Source organism: Micromonospora sp. NPDC047670, from assembly GCF_043204915.1.
Classification (GTDB): Bacteria; Actinomycetota; Actinomycetes; order Mycobacteriales; family Micromonosporaceae; genus Micromonospora.
Genome location: NZ_JBIDDA010000003.1, coordinates 314,177 through 333,328, shown reverse-complemented (window position 1 = coordinate 333,328; position 19,152 = coordinate 314,177). Strand labels below are relative to the sequence as shown.

Sequence of the window (19,152 nt, the reverse complement as noted above, 5' to 3'; positions counted from 1 at the left end):
TGTGCGGGTCATGACTACCGCAGCGGCGAGCAGCCCGCGCACCTACCAGGTGCGCACGTACGGCTGCCAGATGAACGTGCACGACTCCGAGCGCATCTCCGGGCTGCTGGAGCAGGCGGGCTACGTGCGCGCCGCCGAGGCCGACGACAACCCGGACGTGGTGGTGTTCAACACCTGCGCGGTCCGGGAGAACGCCGACAACCGGCTCTACGGCAACCTCGGTCACCTGCGCCCCGTCAAGGACAGGCACCCGGGGATGCAGATCGCCGTCGGCGGCTGCCTGGCCCAGAAGGACCGCGGCGAGATCGTCCGCAGGGCGCCCTGGGTGGACGTGGTCTTCGGCACGCACAACATCGGGTCGCTGCCGGTGCTGCTGGAGCGGGCCCGGCACAACGCCGCCGCCGAGGTGGAGATCCTCGAATCCCTCGACGTCTTCCCCTCGACGCTGCCCACCCGGCGCGAGTCCACGTACGCCGGCTGGGTGTCGATCTCCGTCGGCTGCAACAACACCTGCACGTTCTGCATCGTGCCCTCCCTGCGCGGCAAGGAGAAGGACCGCCGCCCCGGCGACATCCTCTCCGAGGTGCGCGCGCTGGTCGACGAGGGCGTGCTGGAGGTGACCCTGCTCGGGCAGAACGTCAACTCCTACGGCGTGGAGTTCGGCGACCGGCTCGCCTTCGGCAAGCTGCTGCGGGCCTGCGGCGACATCGACGGGCTGGAGCGCGTCCGGTTCACCAGCCCGCACCCGAAGGACTTCACCGACGACGTGATCGCCGCGATGGCCGAGACGCCGAACGTCTGCCACTCGCTGCACATGCCGCTGCAGTCCGGCTCCGACGACGTGCTGCGGGCCATGCGCCGCTCGTACCGGGCGGAGCGCTACCTGGGCATCATCTCCAAGGTGCGGGCGGCGATGCCGGACGCGGCGATCACCACCGACATCATCGTCGGCTTCCCGGGCGAGACCGACGCCGACTTCGAGCGCACCCTCGACGTGGTCCGCGAGGCCCGGTTCTCCTCGGCGTTCACGTTCCAGTACTCCAAGCGCCCCGGCACCCCGGCCGCCACCATGGACGGCCAGCTGCCCAAGCAGGTCGTCCAGGAGCGCTACGAGCGGCTGATCGCCTGCGTCGAGGAGATCACCTGGGCGGAGAACAAGAAGCTCGTGGGGGAGACCGTCGAGGTGCTGGTCGCCGTCGGCGAGGGGCGCAAGGACGAGCGCACCGGACGGATGTCCGGCCGGGCCCGCGACGGCCGCCTGGTGCACTTCGACGCCGGTTCCCTCGCCGGGCGGATCCGTCCCGGCGACATCGTGCACACCACCGTCACGTACGCCGCCCCGCACCACCTCAACGCCGACGGTGAGCCGCTGTCGCACCGGCGCACCCGGGCCGGCGACGCGGCCGAGGCGGGACGCTCCCCGCGTACGCCCGGGGTGCTGCTCGGGCTGCCCACGATCGGCGCGCCGGCCGCGGCGCCCGCGTCGACGACGGGCTGCGCCGCGCACTGACCCGCGACCGGCCGGGGCCTCCGCGCGGAGGCCCCGGCCGGTGTGCTCAGCAGGCGGCGCCGTTGAGCTTGACGGTGCCCGGCGCGGCGGCCGGGCCGTTGGCGGTGAAGCCGACGGTCACCGACGCCCCCGGCGACAGCGAGGCCGCCCAGGTCGGGGCCGCCGCCGTCACCGTGCCGCCGGACTGGGTCACCGTGGCGTTCCAGCCGCTGGCCAGGGTCACGCCGGCCGGCCAGGCCCAGGTGGCCTGCCACGGGCTCACCGTCGCGGTGCCCGTGTTGGTCACCGTCAGTTCGCCCTGGAAACCGCCCTGCCAGGCGTTGACCTGCTTGTACGCCGCCGCGCAGCCGCCGGTGGGCGACGGCGTCGAGGTCGGGGTCGCGGTCGGCGTGCCGGTGGGGCCGCCCCCGCCGCCGACCGGCGGGATCAGGTACGGCTGGAGGATGGCCTGCTTGGCGGTGTTGATGCTGGTCCAGTCGTCGAGCGCGATGCCGCCGGTGTCACCGGAGTTCGGGTTCCACGACCAGTAGGTGAAGGACATCCCGTCGACGCCCGTGCCGGTGTACGCCATCAGCCGCTCCAGCCACACCTTGTCCCGCGGGTCGGCCAGGGTGCTGCCGAACTCGCCCATCATGATCGGGGCGATGTTCTGCTTGTGCAGGTAACCCCAGTACTTGTCCCAGATACCCGGCAGGTTGTTCGGGAAGTCCGGGCTCTTGAACCAGGCCTGCTCGTAGACCGAGGTGGCATACTCGTGCGGCGAGTAGACCAGCCGGTTCGGCACGTCCAGCCGGACCGGGAAGTCCTTGGCCCTCGTCAGGTTGCCGCCCCACCAGCCGCAGTCCTCGTCGTTGCTCGGGTCGTTGTCCCACACGTTGGAGAGGCCGCCGCTGGGGCAGCTCACCCCCTCCACGAAGATCAGCCAGTTCGGCTGCACCGACAGGATCGCGTTGCCGGCCCGCTCCGCGGCCAGCCGCCAGTCCCGCGCCGGGTCTCCGCAGCCCCAGCACGCGCCGGTCGCCGCCGGGTTGGTGCCCTCGGCGTGCGGCTCGTTGTGCAGGTCCGCGCCGATCACGGTGGGGTTGCCCGCGTACCGCTGGGCGAGCATCTTCCAGTCGTTGATCCAGGTCGCCTCGGAGACCGTCGAGGTGTACCAGAGGGCCGACTGGCCGGCCGAGGTCGGGCGGTGCCGGTCCAGGATGACCCGCATCCCCTTGCCGCCGGCGTACTCGATGACCTTGTCGAGGATCTGCAACGGGGAGAGCCCGACCAGGTCCGGGTTGACGAAGTCGTTGACGCCGCTGGCCGTGGCGCCCGGCTTCAGCGCGTCGTTCGAGTACGGGATGCGCAGCGTGTTGTAGCCGAGGCTGGCCATCTTGTCGATCTGGCCCCGCCACGGGTTGGTGGACCACAGCCCGTGGAAGGTCCTGTTGTCGGTCTCCATGCCGAACCAGTTGATGCCGGTGATCCGTACCGTCGCGCCGGTGCTGTCGACGATCTTGTTGCCGTTGGTGTGCAGGTAGCCGGTGCCGGTGCCGGCGGGGGCGGCGGCGGCCGGGGTGGTGCTGACGGCGGCGGCGACGAGGACGCCGGCCGCGGCGGTGGCGAGCGCGGTGATCGCGCCGCCGAGGGCGCTGCGTCGGTGCATGCGAGCTCCACTTCGAACGCCCGCCGCCGCGGCGCGGCGCGGGCGGAGACCAGGGACGGGACCACCGTCACGCTTCACCGGGCGTACGCGGGAAGTGCGCGACGGAACGTGCCACGTGGCGGCGGCCGCTCGCGGGAGCACCGGCGACCGTCGACGGCGGTGTTCGCCGTCGGTGCCCTCGCGCCGGTGTGGACCTGGCTCTGCCGCCCATTCTGATCAGCCCACCTCGATGCGTCAACCGACCGGGCGGCCCGGCTAACCACGGGGGCGTCGATGCCCGGACGCGCGGAAGCCCCCGGTCCGCGCGGACCGGGGGCTTCCGGGTGGCTCAGCTCAGCCGGCCTGCTCGGCGAGCTGGAGGAACTGCCGCTTCGAGGCCAGCGCCTGCTCGGCCTCGCGGACCCGCTTGGCGTCGCCGGCGGCCTGGGCGCGGGCCAGCCGCTCCTCGGCCTCGGCGACCTGCGCCCGCATCTGGGCCAGCAGCGGGTTGTCCTCCTTGGTCGTCCGCCGCCAGGCCGAGTCCATCACCTCGCGGACCTTCTCGTCGACCGCGCGCAGCCGGCGCTCCAGCCCGGCGGCCGCCTCGCGGGGCACCCGGCCGGCCTCGTGCCACTGCGCCTGGATCTCCCGCAGCTTGGCCTGCGCGCCCTTCGGGTCGCCGTCGACGTCCAGCGCCTCGGCCTCGGCGAGCAGCGCCTGCTTGCGCTCCAGGTTGGCCCGCTGCTCGTTGTCCCGCGCCGAGAAGACCTCGCTGCGCCGGGTGAAGAACTCGTCCTGCGCGGCCCGGAACCTCTCCCAGAGCTTCTGCTCCGCCTCCTTGGAGGCGCGCGGGGCCGCCTTCCACTGGTTCATCAGCTCCTTGAGCTGGTTGGCCGTCGCCGCCCAGTCGCTGGAGTCCTTCAGCTTCTCCGCCTCGGCGACCAACTCCTCCTTGGCGGACTGCGCCTGCTTGCGCTGCGCGTCCAGGGAGGCGAAGTGGGCGCCCCGGCGGCGGGTGAAGCCGTCGCGGGCCGCGGCGAAGCGCTTCCACAGCTCACCGTCGGTCTTCTTGTCGACCCCGCGGATGGTCTTCCACTCGTCGAGGATCTCCTTGAGCCGGTCCCCGGCGGTCTTCCAGCCGGTCGACTCGGCGGCCAGCTTCTCCGCCTCCTCCACCAGCGCCTGCTTGCGCGCCAGCGCCTCGCCCCGGGCGGCCTCCTTGGCGGCCTTGGCCTCGCCGGCCTTCTCCTCGGCGACGGCGGCGAGCCGGTCCAGCCGCGCCGCCAGCGCGTCGATGTCGCCGACGACGTGCGCCTCGGCGAGCGAGGCGCGGATCCGGCGGATCGTGGTCAGCGAGTGGCCGGCGTCCGCCGCACCCGAGTTGAGCCGCGCCTCCGTCAGGTTGACCTCGGTCACCAGGTCGTCGAAGCGGCGGGCGAAGTGGGCCAGCCCCTCCTCGGGCGCTCCCGCCTGCCAGGATCCGACCACCCGCTCGCCCTCGGCGGTCTTGACGTACACGGTGCCGTCCGCGTCCACCCGTCCGAAGGCAGTCCAGTCGCTCATGTGCCCATCCTCGTTCTCCCGGCGTCGGGGAGCACTCCCACGATCGCCGCCACGGCGCAGCAAAGTTTCCCCCGGCATTGTCACAGGTGCGACCCCGTTCCCGTCGAGCGCCTATCGCCGACCGTGACCATACGGTGTCCTACCGCCCGCGACAGGCATCCTGGGGAAGTTGCCGGAATTCATCGTACGGTGTACCGTACAGCGTACGAGCCGGCGACCGGAGTCGCCGGCCCCCGAGGAGGAACAGATGACGCAGTCCCGCAGCCGGATCACGCCCCCGGCCGACCAGAGCTTCGTGCCGGACCCGGCCGCCCTCGACGAGCTGGACGAGTGGTTCCGCCGCTACGACGCGTTGGCCGAGGCGGGCGACGTGGCGGGCACCGCCGACCTGGCGATGTTCCCGCTCAACACGGTCACCGACGACGCCGACGGGGAGGGCTCCGCCCAGCAGCTCGACCGCCAGGCGTACCTGGAGAAGATGGGCGGCGTCCTCGGCGGCGGTGGCGACCTGACCATGGAGTCCCGCCGTACCCCGTACTTCCTCACCCCCAGCCTGGTCGTCGTCTTCACCGAGGCGGAGTTCACGATCGACGGCGAGCGGCAGCAGGTGCGCTACGCCGACCTGCTGGTGAAGGCCGGCGGCCAGTGGCGGTTCCAGACCATGGTGCAGGGCGGCTGGGGCGGTCAGGCGGGCTGAGCGGTGGGTGCGGGGGCGCCGGGCGTGGTCGTGCCGATACCGTTGCCTGGTGCCCCTGGTCGCCGCCGCCGTCTGTCCCCACCCGCCGCTGATCGTCCCCGAGCTGGCCGGTGCCGCCGCACCCGAGCTGGACGAGCTTCGCGCCGCCTGCGACGCCGCCGTCGCCGGGCTGATCGCCGCCGGGCCCGAGGTGATCGTCCTGGTCGGCGGCGGTCCGGCGACCGTCAGCTTCGACGCGGCCGACCACGGCTCACTGCGGCCGTACGGCCTCGACCTGCGCGTGCGGTTGTGGAAGGTGAACTGCGCCGGGAGCGAGCGGCTGCCGCTGAGCCTGACCGTCGGCGCGTGGCTGGTCGGGCGCTCCCGCACCGAGCTGCCCCGGCTGGCCCGCTCCGTCGCGGCCGACGCCGCCCCGGCGCGGTGCGTCGAGCTGGGGGCGGCGCTCGGCGCGCCGGCGGAGCCGCGTACCGCGCTGCTGGTGACGGGGGACGGGTCGGCCTGCCGCGGCCCGAAGTCGCCCGGCTACGACGACCCGCGCGCCGAGGCGTACGACGACGGTGTCGCCCGCGCCCTGGCCGGCGCGGACGTCGAGGCCCTGCTCGACCTGGACCCGGTCCTGTCAACGGAGCTGAAGGCCGCGGGCCGCGCGCCCTGGCAGGTGCTGGCCGGCGCGGTCCGCGCGGCGGGCGGCGACTGGCGCGGCGAGCTGCGCCACTACTCGGCGCCCTACGGCGTCGCCTACTTCGTCTCCTCCTGGGCGCCGGCGTGACCGCCCGCCCGCCGGCCGGGACGGTCGTCGCGGTGGTGGGGCCCACCGCGGCCGGGAAGTCGGCGCTGAGCATCGCCCTCGCGCACGCCCTCGACGGCGAGGTGGTCAACGCCGACTCGATGCAGCTCTACCGGGGAATGGACATCGGCACCGCGAAGCTCACCCCGGCCGAGCGCGAGGGGGTGCCGCACCACCTGCTGGACATCTGGGACGTCACCGAGCCGGCGAGCGTCGCGGAATACCAGCGGCTGGCCCGCGCGGCGATCGACGACATTTTGGCCCGGGGGTGGGTGCCGCTGCTGGTCGGCGGCTCCGGCCTCTACGTGCGGGCGGTGCTGGAGCGCTTCGAGTTCCCCGGCACCGACCCGGCGGCGCGCGAGCGGCTGGAACGGGAGTTGGCCGAGGCCGGCCCCGCCCCGCTGTACGCCCGGCTGCGCGAGGCCGATCCGGCCGCCGCGGCGAGCATCCTGCCCACCAACGGCCGGCGGATCGTCCGGGCGCTGGAGGTCGTCGAGCTGACCGGGGCACCGTTCGCCGCCTCGCTGCCCGACCCGACGCCGTACTACCCGTCCGTGCAGCTCGGCGTGGACCTGGACACGGCGCTGCTGGACGAGCGGATCGCCCAGCGGGTGGACCGGATGTGGGCCGACGGCCTGGTCGCCGAGACGCGGGAGCTGGTCGGGCGCGGCCTGCCCGACGGGCGTACGGCCAGCCGGGCGCTCGGCTACCAGCAGGTGCTGCGCTTCCTCGCCGGGCAGTCGACCGAGGCCGAGGCGCACGACGAGACGGTCCGCGCCACCCGGCGCTTCGTCCGGCGGCAGCGCTCCTGGTTCCGCCGGGACCCGCGGATCCACTGGCTCGACTCGGCCTCGCCGGAGCTGATCCCGACCGCCCTGCGCCTGGTGCCCGCCGCTGCGCGATGATGGGGGCGTGCAGTTCACCAAGGGCCACGGCACCGGCAACGACTTCGTCATCCTGCCCGACCCGGACGGCCGGCTCGCACTGACGCCCGGTCTGGTCGCGGCGCTCTGCGACCGGCGACGCGGCATCGGCGCCGACGGCGTGCTGCGGGTGGTCCGGGCGGCGAAGCATCCCGACGGCGTGGCGCTGGCCGGCGAGGCCGAGTGGTTCATGGACTACTGGAACGCCGACGGGTCGTTCGCCGAGATGTGCGGCAACGGCGCCCGGGTCTTCGTCCGCTACCTGCTCGCCACCGGGTTGGCCGAGCCGGCCGGGGAGGCGCTGCCCGTGGCCACCCGGGCCGGCGTCGTGCGCGCGCTGGTCACGGCCGACGCCATCGCCGTGGAGATGCGCCGCCCCCGGCTGTACGACACGGCGACCGCCAGCCTCGGCGGGCTGACCCTGCCCGGCACGGCGGTGGACGTGGGCAACCCGCACCTGGTCTGCGCGCTGCCGGGCGGGCTGGAGCTGACCGCGCTGGACCTCACCCGGGCTCCCGACGTCGACCCGGCGGTCTTCCCGGCCGGCGTCAACGTCGAGTTCACCGCGCCGGGCGAGCCGGTCGACGGCGCCGACGGGCACGTGCTGATGCGGGTCTACGAGCGCGGTTCGGCCGAGACGCTCTCCTGCGGCACGGGCGCCTGCGCCGTGGCCGCCGTGGCCCTGCGCGACGCCGGCCGGGACACCGGGGTGATGGCGGTGGACGTCCCCGGCGGCCGCCTCTCGGTCACGGTCACGGAGGACTCCTGCTGGCTGGCCGGCCCCGCCGTCCTGGTCGCCACCGGCGACCTGGACCCCGCCGCCCTCACCACCCCGACCTGACCCCCTGGCCCCCCGCCCTCGCGCCTCGCCCCACCCTTCCGCGCGATCTTGCACTTTCGACCCCTGTCCTGCCGGATATGTCCCGGGATGTGGGGGCAGGAAGTGCAAGATCGCTGGGGCTGGGGCTGGGGCTGGGGCTGGGGCTGGGTCAGGGGGTGGCGCTGGCTTCGGCGGCGATCTCGGGGAGGTCGGCCGGGCCGGAGTCCGCGGCCGGGGTCGGGGCCGGGTTCTGCGCGGCGGCGCGGACCGCCGCCGCCACCGCCGGGGCCACCCGGGAGTCGAAGACGCTGGGCACGATCACCGTCGGGTTGATCTTGTCCTCGCCGACCACGTCCGCGATGGCCCGGGCGGCGGCGATCGCCATCTCCTCGGTGAACTCCTCGGCGTGCGCGTCCAGCATGCCGCGGAACACGCCCGGGAAGGCGAGCACGTTGTTGATCTGGTTCGGCTGGTCCGAGCGGCCGGTGGCGACCACGGCGGCGTGCTTGCGCGCCTCGCGCGGGTCGACCTCCGGGTCCGGGTTGGCCAGCGCGAACACGATCGCGTCCTTGGCCATGGTGGCGATGTCGTCGCCGGTGAGCAGGTTCGGCGCGCTGACCCCGATGAAGACGTCCGCGTCGCGGACCGCCCCGGGCAGGTCGCCGGAGTAGTTCTCCTTGTTGGTGTGCTCGGCCAGCCACTGCCAGGCCGGGTTGAGCCCGGTCAGGCCGCGGTGCAGGGCACCCTGCCGGTCGTACGCGATGATGTCGCCCACGCCCTGGCGCAGCAGCAGCTTCATGATCGCGGTGCCCGCCGCGCCGGCGCCGGAGACCACGACCCGGACGTCCGAGAGCCGCTTGCCCACGACGCGCAGCGCGTTCGTCAGCGCGGCCAGCACGCAGATCGCGGTGCCGTGCTGGTCGTCGTGGAAGACCGGGATGTCCAGCGCCTCGCGCAGCCGGGCCTCGATCTCGAAGCAGCGCGGCGCGGCGATGTCCTCCAGGTTGATCCCGCCGTACGCCGGCGCGATGGCCTTGACGATCTGCACGATCTCGTCGGTGTCCTGGGTGTCGAGCACCACCGGCCAGGCGTCCACGCCGCCGAAGCGCTTGAACAGCGCCGCCTTGCCCTCCATCACGGGCAGCGACGCGGCCGGCCCGAGGTTGCCCAGGCCCAGCACCGCCGAGCCGTCGCTGACCACGGCCACGGTGTTGCGCTTGATGGTCAGCCGGCGGGCGTCCGCCGGGTTCTCGGCGATCGCCTGGCAGACCCGCGCCACGCCCGGCGTGTACGCGCGGGACAGCTCGTCGCGGGTGCGCAGCGCCACCTTCGAGCTGACCTCGATCTTGCCGCCGAGGTGCAGCAGGAACGTGCGGTCGGAGACCTTGCGCACGTCCACGCCGTCCAGCGCGGTCAGCGCGTCGACCACCTGGTCGGCGTGGCTGGCGTCGGCGGTGTCGCAGGTGAGGTCGACGAGCACGTGCGTCGGGTCGGAGTCCACCACGTCGAGCGCGGTGACGATCGCACCGGCCTCGCCGACGGAGGTGGTGAGCCGGCCGATCGAGGACGCGTCCGCCGGCACGGCGATCCGAATGGTGATCGAGAATCCGGCACTCGGAAGTCGGGTGATGGCCACGGGATCCCTCCGTCGACGCTGAGCGGCTGCACCGCATTTCTACTCGCCCACCGAGGTCGCCCGACGGGCCGCCCCCACTTTTGTGGCCTATCAGCGTGGGCATATAGCAGGTGCGTCCGGCGTTGACACATGTCAGGATTGCTCGGTACGTGACAGAACGGACAGGAGATCAGCTTGACCAACCAGGAGACCTACCTCCCCCACACCGACGACGAGCTCGACGCCACCACCGGGGAGTTCGAGCTGTCCGAGCGGCAGGCGCTGCGGCGGGTCCCTGGCCTCTCCACCGAGCTCGCCGACATCACCGAGGTCGAATACCGCCAGCTGCGCCTGGAGCGCGTGGTCCTGGTCGGCGTCTGGACCGAGGGCACCCAGAACGACGCGGAGAACTCCCTCACCGAGCTCGCCGCGCTGGCGGAGACCGCCGGCTCCCAGGTGCTCGAGGGGCTGATCCAGCGACGCAACCGCCCCGACCCGGCCACCTACATCGGCCGTGGCAAGGTCGACGACCTCGGCTCGGTCGTGCTCTCCAGCGGCGCCGACACGGTGATCTGCGACGGCGAGCTGTCGCCGTCCCAGCTGCGCAACCTGGAGCAGCGCACGAAGGTCAAGGTGGTCGACCGCACCGCGCTGATCCTCGACATTTTCGCCCAGCACGCCAAGAGCAAGGAGGGCAAGGCGCAGGTCGAGCTGGCCCAGCTCGAATACCTGCTGCCCCGCCTGCGCGGTTGGGGTGAGACGCTCTCCCGGCAGACCGGTGGTAGCGGTCGCGGCGGGGGCGCCGGCGGCGGCGTGGGCCTGCGCGGTCCCGGTGAGACCAAGCTGGAGACCGACCGGCGCCGGATCCGCCACCGCATCGCCCGGCTGCGCCGGGAGATCAAGGGCATGAAGACGGTACGCCAGACCAAGCGCGCCCGGCGCTCCCGCAACGCCGTGCCCGCGGTCGCCATCGCCGGCTACACGAACGCCGGCAAGTCGAGCCTGCTCAACCGGCTGACCGGGGCGGGCGTGCTGGTCGAGAACGCGCTCTTCGCCACTCTCGACCCGACCACCCGCAAGGCCACCACGTCCGACGGGCGGCTCTACACCCTCTCGGACACGGTCGGCTTCGTCCGACACCTGCCGCACCAGATCGTCGAGGCGTTCCGCTCGACCCTGGAGGAGGTGGCCGAGGCCGACCTGGTCGTGCACGTCGTCGACGGCACCCACCCGGATCCGGAGGAGCAGGTCCGCGCGGTCCGCGAGGTGCTCGCCGAGGTGGGCGCCGACCGGCTGCCCGAGCTGCTGGTGGTCAACAAGACCGACGCGGCCGACGAGGACACGCTGCTGCGGCTCAAGCGGCTCTGGCCGGAGGCGGTCTTCGTCTCCGCGCACACGGGTCGCGGGCTCGACGGGCTGCGCGAGGCCGTCGAGGAGCGGCTGCCCCGCCCGGCGGTGGAGGTCCGCGCGGTGCTGCCGTACGACCGGGGCGACCTGGTGGCGCGGGTACACCGGCAGGGTGAGGTGCTGAGCACCTCCCACCTGCCGGAGGGGACGCTGGTGCACGTCCGGGTGGGCGACGCGCTCGCCGCCGAGCTGGCGCCGTTCCGGACGGCGGAGGGCCAGGCGGTCGCGGCCGCCCGGTGAGGCCGTCCCGGCGTCACCCGGCGGAAACCTGCGGCATGCGACACTGACGTCATGCGCCGCGCTGTTTCGTCGGTCACGGTTGCCCTCAGCCTGCTGGGGGCGACCGTGGCGTCCGCCGGGGTCGCCCTGGCGGCCCCCGCCTCGGCTCCCTCCCAGCTGGCGGCCGCCGCGGGCAAGAAGCGGTGCACGGTGGCCGACGAACGGCTGCGCGAGTTGTCCGGCCTGGTGGCCACCAGGACCGGCTACGTGGTGATCAACGACGGCACCGAGGTGGAGAGCCGCAAGCGGGTCTTCTTCCTCGACTCGAAGTGCAAGGTCACGAAGGAACCGGTCAGCTACTCCGGGCAGGGGCCGTTCGACACGGAGGACCTGGCGCTCTCCCGGGACGGCAGGACGCTCTGGATAGCCGACACGGGCGACAACATCACCAGCCGGGAGCGCCGCGACCGGGTGGCGTTGTGGAGCATGCCGGTCAGCGGGTCCAAGAGGCCGGTGCTGCACCGTCTCTCCTATCCCGAGCGCAAGCCGCACGACGCCGAGGCGCTGCTGATCGGCGACGACGGCAATCCCTTGATCATCACCAAGGTGATGTCGGGCAAGGCGCAGATCTTCACCCCCGCCGCGAAGATGAAGAGCGGGGACACCGAGCCGGTGCCGATGAAGAAGGTCGGCGAGATCACCCTGCCGAGGACGGACACGGACAATCGGCTCGGTGCCCCGGGCCGGGTGGCGATCACCGGAGCCGCGCGGTCCCCCGACGGGTCGCGGGTGGTGGTGCGCACCTACGCCGACGCCTTCGAGTACGACGTGGCCGGCGGTGACATCGTCGCGGCCCTGACCTCCGGCAAGCCACGGGTGACGGCGCTGGCCGACCCGTTCGGCGAGGCGATCGCCTACACCCCGGACGGCAAGACGTTCCTCACCGTGTCCGACGGCGGCCAACTCGACGAGGGCGAGGCGGTGGACATCCTCGCCTACACCCCGTCCACCGAGGGCGCGAAGCCGCTCGCCGGCGAGGGCGACGGGCCGAAGAAGGCCGCCGGGCAGTCGTGGCTCGACGGCCTGAGCCTGAGCGACATCACCTACCTGATCGCCGCGGTCGGCGTGGTCGGCGCCCTGATGGTGGCGGCCGGCGTCTTCGGCATCCTCCGGGCCCGGCGCAGGCCGACCGCTCCGGGGCGCGTCGGCGACGGCCCGGACCGCGACGACGCCCTCGCCGACGACCCGCGCGGCCTGGTGGACGACGACCTCCCGCCGCCGGGCGACCGGCCGCGCGCCGGCGTGTACGGCGGCGCGCCCTCCGGCGGCGTGTACGGGGGCGGCCGTGGCGGGGCGGTCCCGGCGGGCGGCGGACGCGGCGGGGCGCCCCCGGCGGCCGGTGGTCGCGGCGGAGCCCCGCCGGCCGGCGGTGGCGTCTACGGTGGCGGCCGTCCGGCCGGCGGTGGCACCTACGGCGGTGGCCGACCGGCGGGCGGTGGCACCTACGGTGGCGGTCGCCCGGCCGGCGGCGGCGGTGGCGTCTACGGCGGCCGGCAGCCGGGCCCCGGTGGCCCGGTTGGCGGTGGTGGTGGACGCCAGGGCGGCGGACGCCCCGGTGGTGGCGTCTACGGCGGTCAGCCGGCTCCCGGCGGTGGCCGGGCCGAGCCGCCCCGCCGCGGCGGTGAGCCGGACCCTCGCGGTCAGCGGCCGGGCCGGCGGCGCGACGAGGGCTACGACGACGGCCGCGGCCCCTACGGCCACGCGCCGGGTGGCGGCCGGAGCTACCGGGGCGACCGGTACTGACGTACCGCCGGGCCGACGGTCGGGTCCAGGGGACCGCCGGCCACCGCAGGACTACACGGGTCAGATCCGGCGCAGCACCGCGACGACCCGGCCCATGATGGTGGCGTCGTCGCCGGGGATCGGGTCGAAGGCCGGGTTCTGCGGCATCAGCCAGACGTGCCCGTCGCGGCGGCGGTAGGTCTTGACCGTCGCCTCGCCGTCGAGCATGGCCGCCACGATGTCGCCGGACTCGGCGGTCGGCTGCTGCCGGACCACGACCCAGTCGCCGTCGCAGATCGCCGCGTCGAGCATCGAGTCGCCCTTGACCTGGAGCATGAAGACATCGCCCTCACCCACCAGCTCGCGGGGGAGGGGGAAGATGTCCTCCACGGCCTGCTCGGCCAGGATCGGGCCACCGGCCGCGATCCGGCCCAGCATCGGCACGTACGCCGGGGTGGGGCGCTGCGAGCGGGTCAGCTCGTCGTCGACGTCGCCGGGGGCCCGGACGTCGACGGCGCGCGGCCGGTTGGGGTCGCGGCGCAGGAAGCCCTTCTTCTCCAGCTCCTTGAGCTGGTAGGCGACGCTGGACGGCGACACCAGGCCGACCGCCTCGCCGATCTCGCGCACGCTCGGCGGATAGCCGTGCCGGTCCACCCAGGTGCGGATGAACTCCAGGATCCGCCGCTGCCGGGCGGTGAGGTCCACCGTCGCCGGGTCGGGGAAGGCGCTCACCACCGGGGTGACCGGGCGCACGGCGGGCTGCCCGGTCCGGCTGCGCGCGGCGCCCCGGCGTCGGGTGGCCGGCGGGCCCGCCTCGGTGATCTGCTGCGGGCTCTTCGGCCGGCTGGCCCGGTCCTCGGTCACGTCCGTCCTCCCTGGTCGGGCTGGGTGCCTTGGCGGCTCGTGGTGCGTGCGGTGGTGCTCGGTGACCGGGGGACGGAACGATCCGCGCCCGGTTGTTCATGACCGTATAGGTGAGATCGGTCATTTTCAAACGTCTGTACGACATCACCTCGGCGTGTCGGGGTGAAAAGCGGTCCTGCTCGTACTCACGTTCTGATAAATGGTACGTCGGATCGAACGGATGTTCGACGACCGTCCGGTCGGGCGGCGGTTTCGCGCGGCCGGGGGAATAACCGACCGGGGCGTCGGGCGGTTGGTTCTGCGGCGGGCGGCGGTGGCCGGTCGAGTCCGGATGGCGGTGACGCGGTCCGGATGGCGGTGACGCGCCGGACACGCCGTCCAACTTGACCGCGGTTCGTCGGCGGCATACGGTCAACCCCTAGATGTAGTAGTCACACGGGCGTAAGTCGCCTACAGGTTGGGTTCGACTACCGACCGCACTCCCGTACCGTCGACACGGCGCAGACCATCGGCAGATGGCTCCGCCGCGCTGACGCGTGCCCGGGGAGCGGTCGGCGTGCCCGCGATCGATGAAGGAGGTCGGGTGCGATGCGGTGTCCGTACTGCCGGCACGCTGACTCCCGGGTCGTCGACTCGCGGGAGGCCGACGACGGCCAGTTGATCCGCCGGCGGCGGTCCTGCCCGGAGTGCGGCAAGCGGTTCACCACGGTGGAGGAGGCGGTCCTCGCGGTCGTCAAGCGCAGCGGGGTCACCGAGCCGTTCAGCCGGACGAAGATCATCGGCGGGGTGCGCAAGGCGTGCCAGGGCCGGCCGGTCGACGACGACTCGATCGCGCTGCTCGCGCAGAAGGTAGAGGAGACCGTCCGGGCCAAGGGGGCCGCCGAGATCCCGAGCCACGAGGTGGGGCTGGCCATCCTGGGCCCGCTGCGGGACCTGGACGAGGTCGCCTACCTGCGGTTCGCCAGCGTCTACCGGTCGTTCGACTCGCTCGCCGACTTCGAGCGCGAGATCGAGACGCTGCGGGCCGCCGCACGCGCCCGGGAGGGCGCCGGGGCCGACGCGGTCGAGGCCGCCGGCCGTACCAGTTGAAGTTCTTCTGCAGTTTTGACAGTCGGATCGCGCGGCGGGTGGCCGCGCGGACGAGGGGGCGGATGAGATGTCGGGGGATGGTGTGACGACAAGCAGGGCACGGAGCAAGGCCGGCGCGGGGCTGAAGGTCGAGCGGGTCTGGACGACCGAGGGGGTGCACCCCTACGACGAGGTCACCTGGGAGCGCCGCGACGTCGTGATGACGAACTGGCGCGACGGCTCGGTCAACTTCGAGCAGCGGGGCGTCGAGTTCCCGGAGTCGTGGAGCGTCAACGCTGCGAACATCGTGACCACCAAGTACTTCCGGGGCGCGGTGGGCACCCCGGAGCGGGAGTGGTCGCTCAAGCAACTGATCGACCGGGTGGTCACCACCTACCGCACCGCCGGTGAGGAGTACGGCTACTTCGCCAGCCCGGCCGACGCCGAGGTCTTCGCGCACGAGCTGACCTGGATGCTGCTGCACCAGGTGTTCAGCTTCAACTCGCCGGTCTGGTTCAACGTCGGCACGCCGTCGCCGCAGCAGGTCAGCGCCTGCTTCATCCTGGCCGTCGACGACTCGATGGACTCCATCCTGGACTGGTACAAGGAGGAGGGGCTGATCTTCAAGGGCGGCTCCGGCTCCGGCGTCAACCTGTCCCGGATCCGGTCCTCCCGCGAGCTGCTCTCCTCCGGCGGCAACGCCTCCGGCCCGGTCAGCTTCATGCGCGGCGCGGACGCCTCCGCCGGCACCATCAAGTCCGGCGGCGCCACCCGGCGCGCGGCGAAGATGGTCATCCTGGACGTGGACCACCCGGACATCCAGGAGTTCGTGGTCACCAAGGCGCGCGAGGAGGACAAGATCCGCGCGCTGCGCGACGCCGGGTTCGACATGGACCTCGGCGGCGCCGACATCGTCAGCGTGCAGTACCAGAACGCCAACAACTCGGTCCGGGTCTCCGACGAGTTCATGACCGCCGTGGAGAACGGCGGCGGCTTCGACCTGCGCGGCCGCCTCGACGGCGCGGTGATCGAGACCATCGACGCCAAGAACCTGTTCCGCACCATCGCCCAGGCCGCCTGGGAGTGCGCCGACCCCGGCCTGCAGTACGACGACACCATCAACGACTGGCACACCTGCCCCGAGACCGGGCGGATCACCGCGTCGAACCCGTGCTCGGAGTACCTGCACCTGGACAACTCCTCGTGCAACCTGGCCTCGCTGAACCTGATGAAGTTCCTCCGCGCCGACGGGGACTTCGAGGTGGAGAAGTTCGTCAAGTCGGTCGAGCTGGTCATCACCGCGATGGACATCTCGATCTGCTTCGCCGACTTCCCGACCGAGAAGATCGGCGAGACCACCCGCGCCTACCGGCAGCTCGGCATCGGCTACGCCAACCTCGGCGCGCTGCTGATGGCCTCGGGCCTGCCGTACGACTCGGAGCAGGGCCGCTCGGTCGCCGCGGCGATCACCTCGCTGATGACCGGCACCGCCTACCGCCGCTCCGCCGAGCTGGCCGGCATCGTCGGCCCGTACGACGGCTACGCCCGCAACGCCGAGCCGCACAAGCGGGTCATGCGCAAGCACGCCGCCGCCAACGACGAGATCAAGCCGGCCGGCACGGTGGCCACCGCGATCGTCCGCGAGGCGACGAAGCAGTGGACCCAGGGCAACAAGATCGGTGACAAGTTCGGCTGGCGCAACTCGCAGGCAAGCGTGCTCGCCCCGACCGGCACCATCGGCCTGATGATGGACTGCGACACCACGGGCGTCGAGCCGGACCTGGCGCTGGTCAAGTTCAAGAAGCTGGTCGGCGGCGGCTCCATGCAGATCGTCAACCAGACCGTGCCGCGCGCCCTGCGCAGCCTCGGCTACCCGGAGGAGCAGGTCGAGGCGATCGTCGAGCACATCGCCGACCACGGCCACGTGGTGGACGCCCCGGGCCTCAAGCCGGAGCACTACCCGGTCTTCGACTGCGCCATGGGCGAGCGGTCCATCGCCCCGATGGGCCACGTGCGGATGATGGCGGCCGTTCAGCCGTTCATCTCCGGCGCCATCTCCAAGACGGTCAACATGCCCGAGCAGGCGACCGTCGAGGACGTCGAGAAGATCTACTTCGAGGGCTGGAAGCTCGGCCTGAAGGCGCTGGCGATCTACCGCGACAACTGCAAGGTCGGCCAGCCGCTGTCGGCCGCCAAGCCGAACAAGGCCGTCGCGTCCACCGAGGCTCCGGCCGAGGTGGAGAAGGTGGTCGAGAAGGTCGTCGAGTACCGCCCGGTGCGCAAGCGGCTGCCGAAGAAGCGCCCGTCCCAGACGGTCAGCTTCTCCGTCGGCGGCGCCGAGGGCTACCTCACCGCGTCGTCCTACCCGGACGACGGCCTCGGCGAGGTCTTCCTCAAGATGTCGAAGCAGGGCTCGACCCTGGCCGGCGTGATGGACGCCTTCTCGGTGGCCATCTCCATCGGTCTCCAGTACGGCGTCCCGCTGGAGACGTACGTCAGCAAGTTCACCAACATGCGCTTCGAGCCGGCCGGCATGACCGACGACCCGGACGTGCGGATGGCGGCGTCGGTGATGGACTACATCTTCCGTCGCCTGGCCCTGGACTTCCTGCCGTACGAGCGCCGCGCGGAGCTGGGCATCTTCACCGCCAAGGAGCGGGCCGCCCAGCTCCGGGCCGAGGCGGAGGCGGAGGCGAACGGTGCGGACCTCACCGCGATGGCCGCCTCCGCCCCGGTCGAGACGCCGGCCGAGCCGAAGACCGGCCCGGTCGCCCAGCCGGCGCAGGAGGTCGCCGACGTGGCCGCCGCCAAGCCGGCGCCGTCCGTGGGCTCCAGCACCGAACTGCTGGAGGCCGTGATCGGCAAGGCCGCCGACGCGCCGCTCTGCTTCACCTGCGGTACGAAGATGCGCCCGGCCGGTAGCTGCTACGTCTGCGAGGGCTGCGGCTCCACCAGCGGCTGCAGCTGACATCGACGAGTCGACGCTCGTCTCCCTCAATCCCGTGAGACGCAGGCAGTCGACGGATCGCGTGAGCAGCTAGAACGGATGCCTCCCACCCGACCTGGGTGGGAGGCATCCGCTTCGTGGCGCGGCGTGCGTCGCGCGGGTGTACGGGCAGCCGGTAGCGCTCGCCTGGAGTCGTCGACGGGCGCTGCACACCGGCGCGTCCCGGAAAGAGACAACGTGAGGTCTTGACCGCCATCATCGGGACATGACGATCGCCGAGAACTACGTCGAGTTCGGCACGCGGGAGGCGCGGGGTGTGTCACCGACGTACGAGCGCCTGTCCTTCGCGGTCTCGCGTGACGACGAACTGCTCGCGCTCGTCGAAACGCTCCCGCCGGCCAAGCGGCAGCCGAATCTGCTGTTCGGTGTCGTACGGCTGCTCGGGGGGCCCGTCAACGACCCGACCGCGTTCCGCGATTTCACGCTGGCGAACTGGCCGGCGATCGAGGCGGAACTGCGCACCCGGGCGGTCCAGACGAACGAGCCCGGGCGGTGTGCCGTACTGCTGCCGGTGCTCGCCGCGCTGCCGCAGCCGCTGGCGCTGCTGGAGGTCGGCGCGTCCGCCGGGCTCTGCCTCTACCCCGACCGGTACGCCTACCGCTACGGCGACCACCTGCTCGGCACGGGTGAGCCGGTCCTCGACTGCGCACTCACCGGCACCGCGCCGCCGGACCGGCGACCCGAGGTGGTGTGGCGGGCCGGTCTGGACCTCAACCCGCTGCGGGTGACCGATCCGGCGGACGTCGCCTGGCTCGACGCCCTCGTCTGGCCGGAGCACGCGCACCGCCGCGCCCGGCTGCGGGCCGCGGCGGCCGTCGCCGCCGCCGACCCGCCGCTGCTCGCGCGTGGCGACATGGTGGACGACCTGCCCGCGCTGGCCGCGCAGGCGCCGGTCGGCGCGACGCTGGTGGTGTTCCACACCAGTGTGCTCTACCAGGTGCCGGCGCCGCGCCGGGCGACGTTCGCCGAGGCGGTACGCGGACTGCCCGGCCACTGGATCTCGAACGAGACACCCGACGTGCTGCCCCACGACGCGCTGCCCGAGCCGCCGGACGACGCGCTGTACAACGTGCTGGCGTTCGACGGGAAGCCACTCGCCTGGACCCGCTCGCACGGCCAGGCGATGACCTGGTTTGGGTGACCCGACGGGCTGCCGTGCCGGGCCCGGCACCGCCGCCCCCCCCGGTCAGGGCTGCGTGTTCTGGCCGGGCCCCCCCAACCCGGCGGGCGGCCGCACCACCACGCCGTCCCCGGGGCTCGGCC

At 72.9% G+C, this 19,152-nt stretch carries 14 protein-coding genes; 10 read left to right on the top strand and 4 right to left on the bottom strand.

Going from position 1 to position 19,152, the window contains the following annotated elements; genetic code table 11:
* Positions 1-10 precede the first annotated feature (10 nt).
* Entirely contained in the window at positions 11-1,510 is a 1,500-nt protein-coding gene (gene miaB, locus ACGF7U_RS09520; protein ID WP_393104745.1) for a tRNA (N6-isopentenyl adenosine(37)-C2)-methylthiotransferase MiaB, read from the top strand.
* Between the two features lie 46 nt (positions 1,511-1,556).
* On the opposite strand, the gene ACGF7U_RS09515 is transcribed toward miaB, so the two are convergent.
* Positions 1,557-3,158, bottom strand: coding sequence for a cellulase family glycosylhydrolase (locus ACGF7U_RS09515; protein WP_393104743.1), 1,602 nt, complete (start codon positions 3,156-3,158; stop codon positions 1,557-1,559).
* Positions 3,159-3,491: 333 nt separating this feature from the next.
* Positions 3,492-4,700 carry a DUF349 domain-containing protein gene (locus tag ACGF7U_RS09510; protein ID WP_393104741.1) on the bottom strand — a complete coding sequence of 403 codons (1,209 nt, stop codon included), beginning with the start codon at positions 4,698-4,700 and terminating at the stop codon, positions 3,492-3,494.
* 247 nt (positions 4,701-4,947) lie between these two features.
* Between ACGF7U_RS09510 and ACGF7U_RS09505 the strand changes: the two genes are divergently transcribed.
* The 4 genes from ACGF7U_RS09505 to dapF are packed head-to-tail and all read left to right on the top strand — an operon-like array spanning position 4,948 to position 7,948.
* Positions 4,948-5,397, top strand: a complete 450-nt coding sequence (locus ACGF7U_RS09505; protein WP_393104739.1) for a hypothetical protein — start codon at positions 4,948-4,950, stop codon at positions 5,395-5,397.
* Positions 5,398-5,446: 49 nt separating this feature from the next.
* On the top strand, positions 5,447-6,166 hold the full coding sequence (locus ACGF7U_RS09500) for a class III extradiol dioxygenase subunit B-like domain-containing protein (protein WP_393104737.1): 720 nt from the start codon (positions 5,447-5,449) through the stop codon (positions 6,164-6,166).
* Entirely contained in the window at positions 6,049-7,089 is a 1,041-nt protein-coding gene (gene miaA, locus ACGF7U_RS09495) for a tRNA (adenosine(37)-N6)-dimethylallyltransferase MiaA (protein ID WP_393105290.1), read from the top strand. The genes ACGF7U_RS09500 and miaA overlap by 118 nt, the downstream gene beginning before the upstream one ends.
* 7 nt (positions 7,090-7,096) lie before the next feature.
* Complete coding sequence (gene dapF, locus ACGF7U_RS09490) at positions 7,097-7,948, top strand: diaminopimelate epimerase (protein ID WP_393104735.1); 852 nt, start codon at positions 7,097-7,099, stop codon at positions 7,946-7,948.
* Between the two features lie 148 nt (positions 7,949-8,096).
* Here dapF and ACGF7U_RS09485 read toward each other — a convergent pair whose 3' ends face one another.
* Entirely contained in the window at positions 8,097-9,563 is a 1,467-nt protein-coding gene (locus ACGF7U_RS09485; protein WP_393104733.1) for an NAD-dependent malic enzyme, read from the bottom strand.
* Between the two features lie 174 nt (positions 9,564-9,737).
* Between ACGF7U_RS09485 and hflX the strand changes: the two genes are divergently transcribed.
* Both hflX and ACGF7U_RS09475 read left to right on the top strand, forming a co-directional pair.
* Positions 9,738-11,189: a GTPase HflX gene (hflX, locus tag ACGF7U_RS09480; protein ID WP_393104731.1), complete on the top strand. Its 1,452-nt coding sequence runs from the start codon at positions 9,738-9,740 to the stop codon at positions 11,187-11,189.
* Between the two features lie 51 nt (positions 11,190-11,240).
* Positions 11,241-12,971, top strand: a complete 1,731-nt coding sequence (locus ACGF7U_RS09475) for a hypothetical protein (RefSeq protein ID WP_393104729.1) — start codon at positions 11,241-11,243, stop codon at positions 12,969-12,971.
* 60 nt (positions 12,972-13,031) lie between these two features.
* Here the strand turns inward: ACGF7U_RS09475 and lexA are convergent, their stop codons facing one another.
* Positions 13,032-13,814 (bottom strand): transcriptional repressor LexA, encoded by a 783-nt coding sequence (gene lexA, locus ACGF7U_RS09470; protein ID WP_393104727.1) that lies wholly within the window; start codon positions 13,812-13,814, stop codon positions 13,032-13,034.
* A 588-nt stretch (positions 13,815-14,402) separates the two neighbouring features.
* Between lexA and nrdR the strand changes: the two genes are divergently transcribed.
* From nrdR to ACGF7U_RS09455, 3 genes are all read left to right on the top strand, one after another.
* Positions 14,403-14,903, top strand: coding sequence for a transcriptional regulator NrdR (gene nrdR / locus ACGF7U_RS09465; RefSeq protein WP_393104725.1), 501 nt, complete (start codon positions 14,403-14,405; stop codon positions 14,901-14,903).
* Positions 14,904-14,970: 67 nt separating this feature from the next.
* Entirely contained in the window at positions 14,971-17,850 is a 2,880-nt protein-coding gene (locus ACGF7U_RS09460; RefSeq protein WP_393104723.1) for a vitamin B12-dependent ribonucleotide reductase, read from the top strand.
* A gap of 244 nt (positions 17,851-18,094) precedes the next feature.
* The gene (locus tag ACGF7U_RS09455; protein ID WP_393104721.1) at positions 18,095-19,030 is read left to right on the top strand and encodes a DUF2332 domain-containing protein; all 936 of its coding nucleotides are present in this window, start codon (positions 18,095-18,097) and stop codon (positions 19,028-19,030) included.
* Positions 19,031-19,152: the final 122 nt, after the last annotated feature.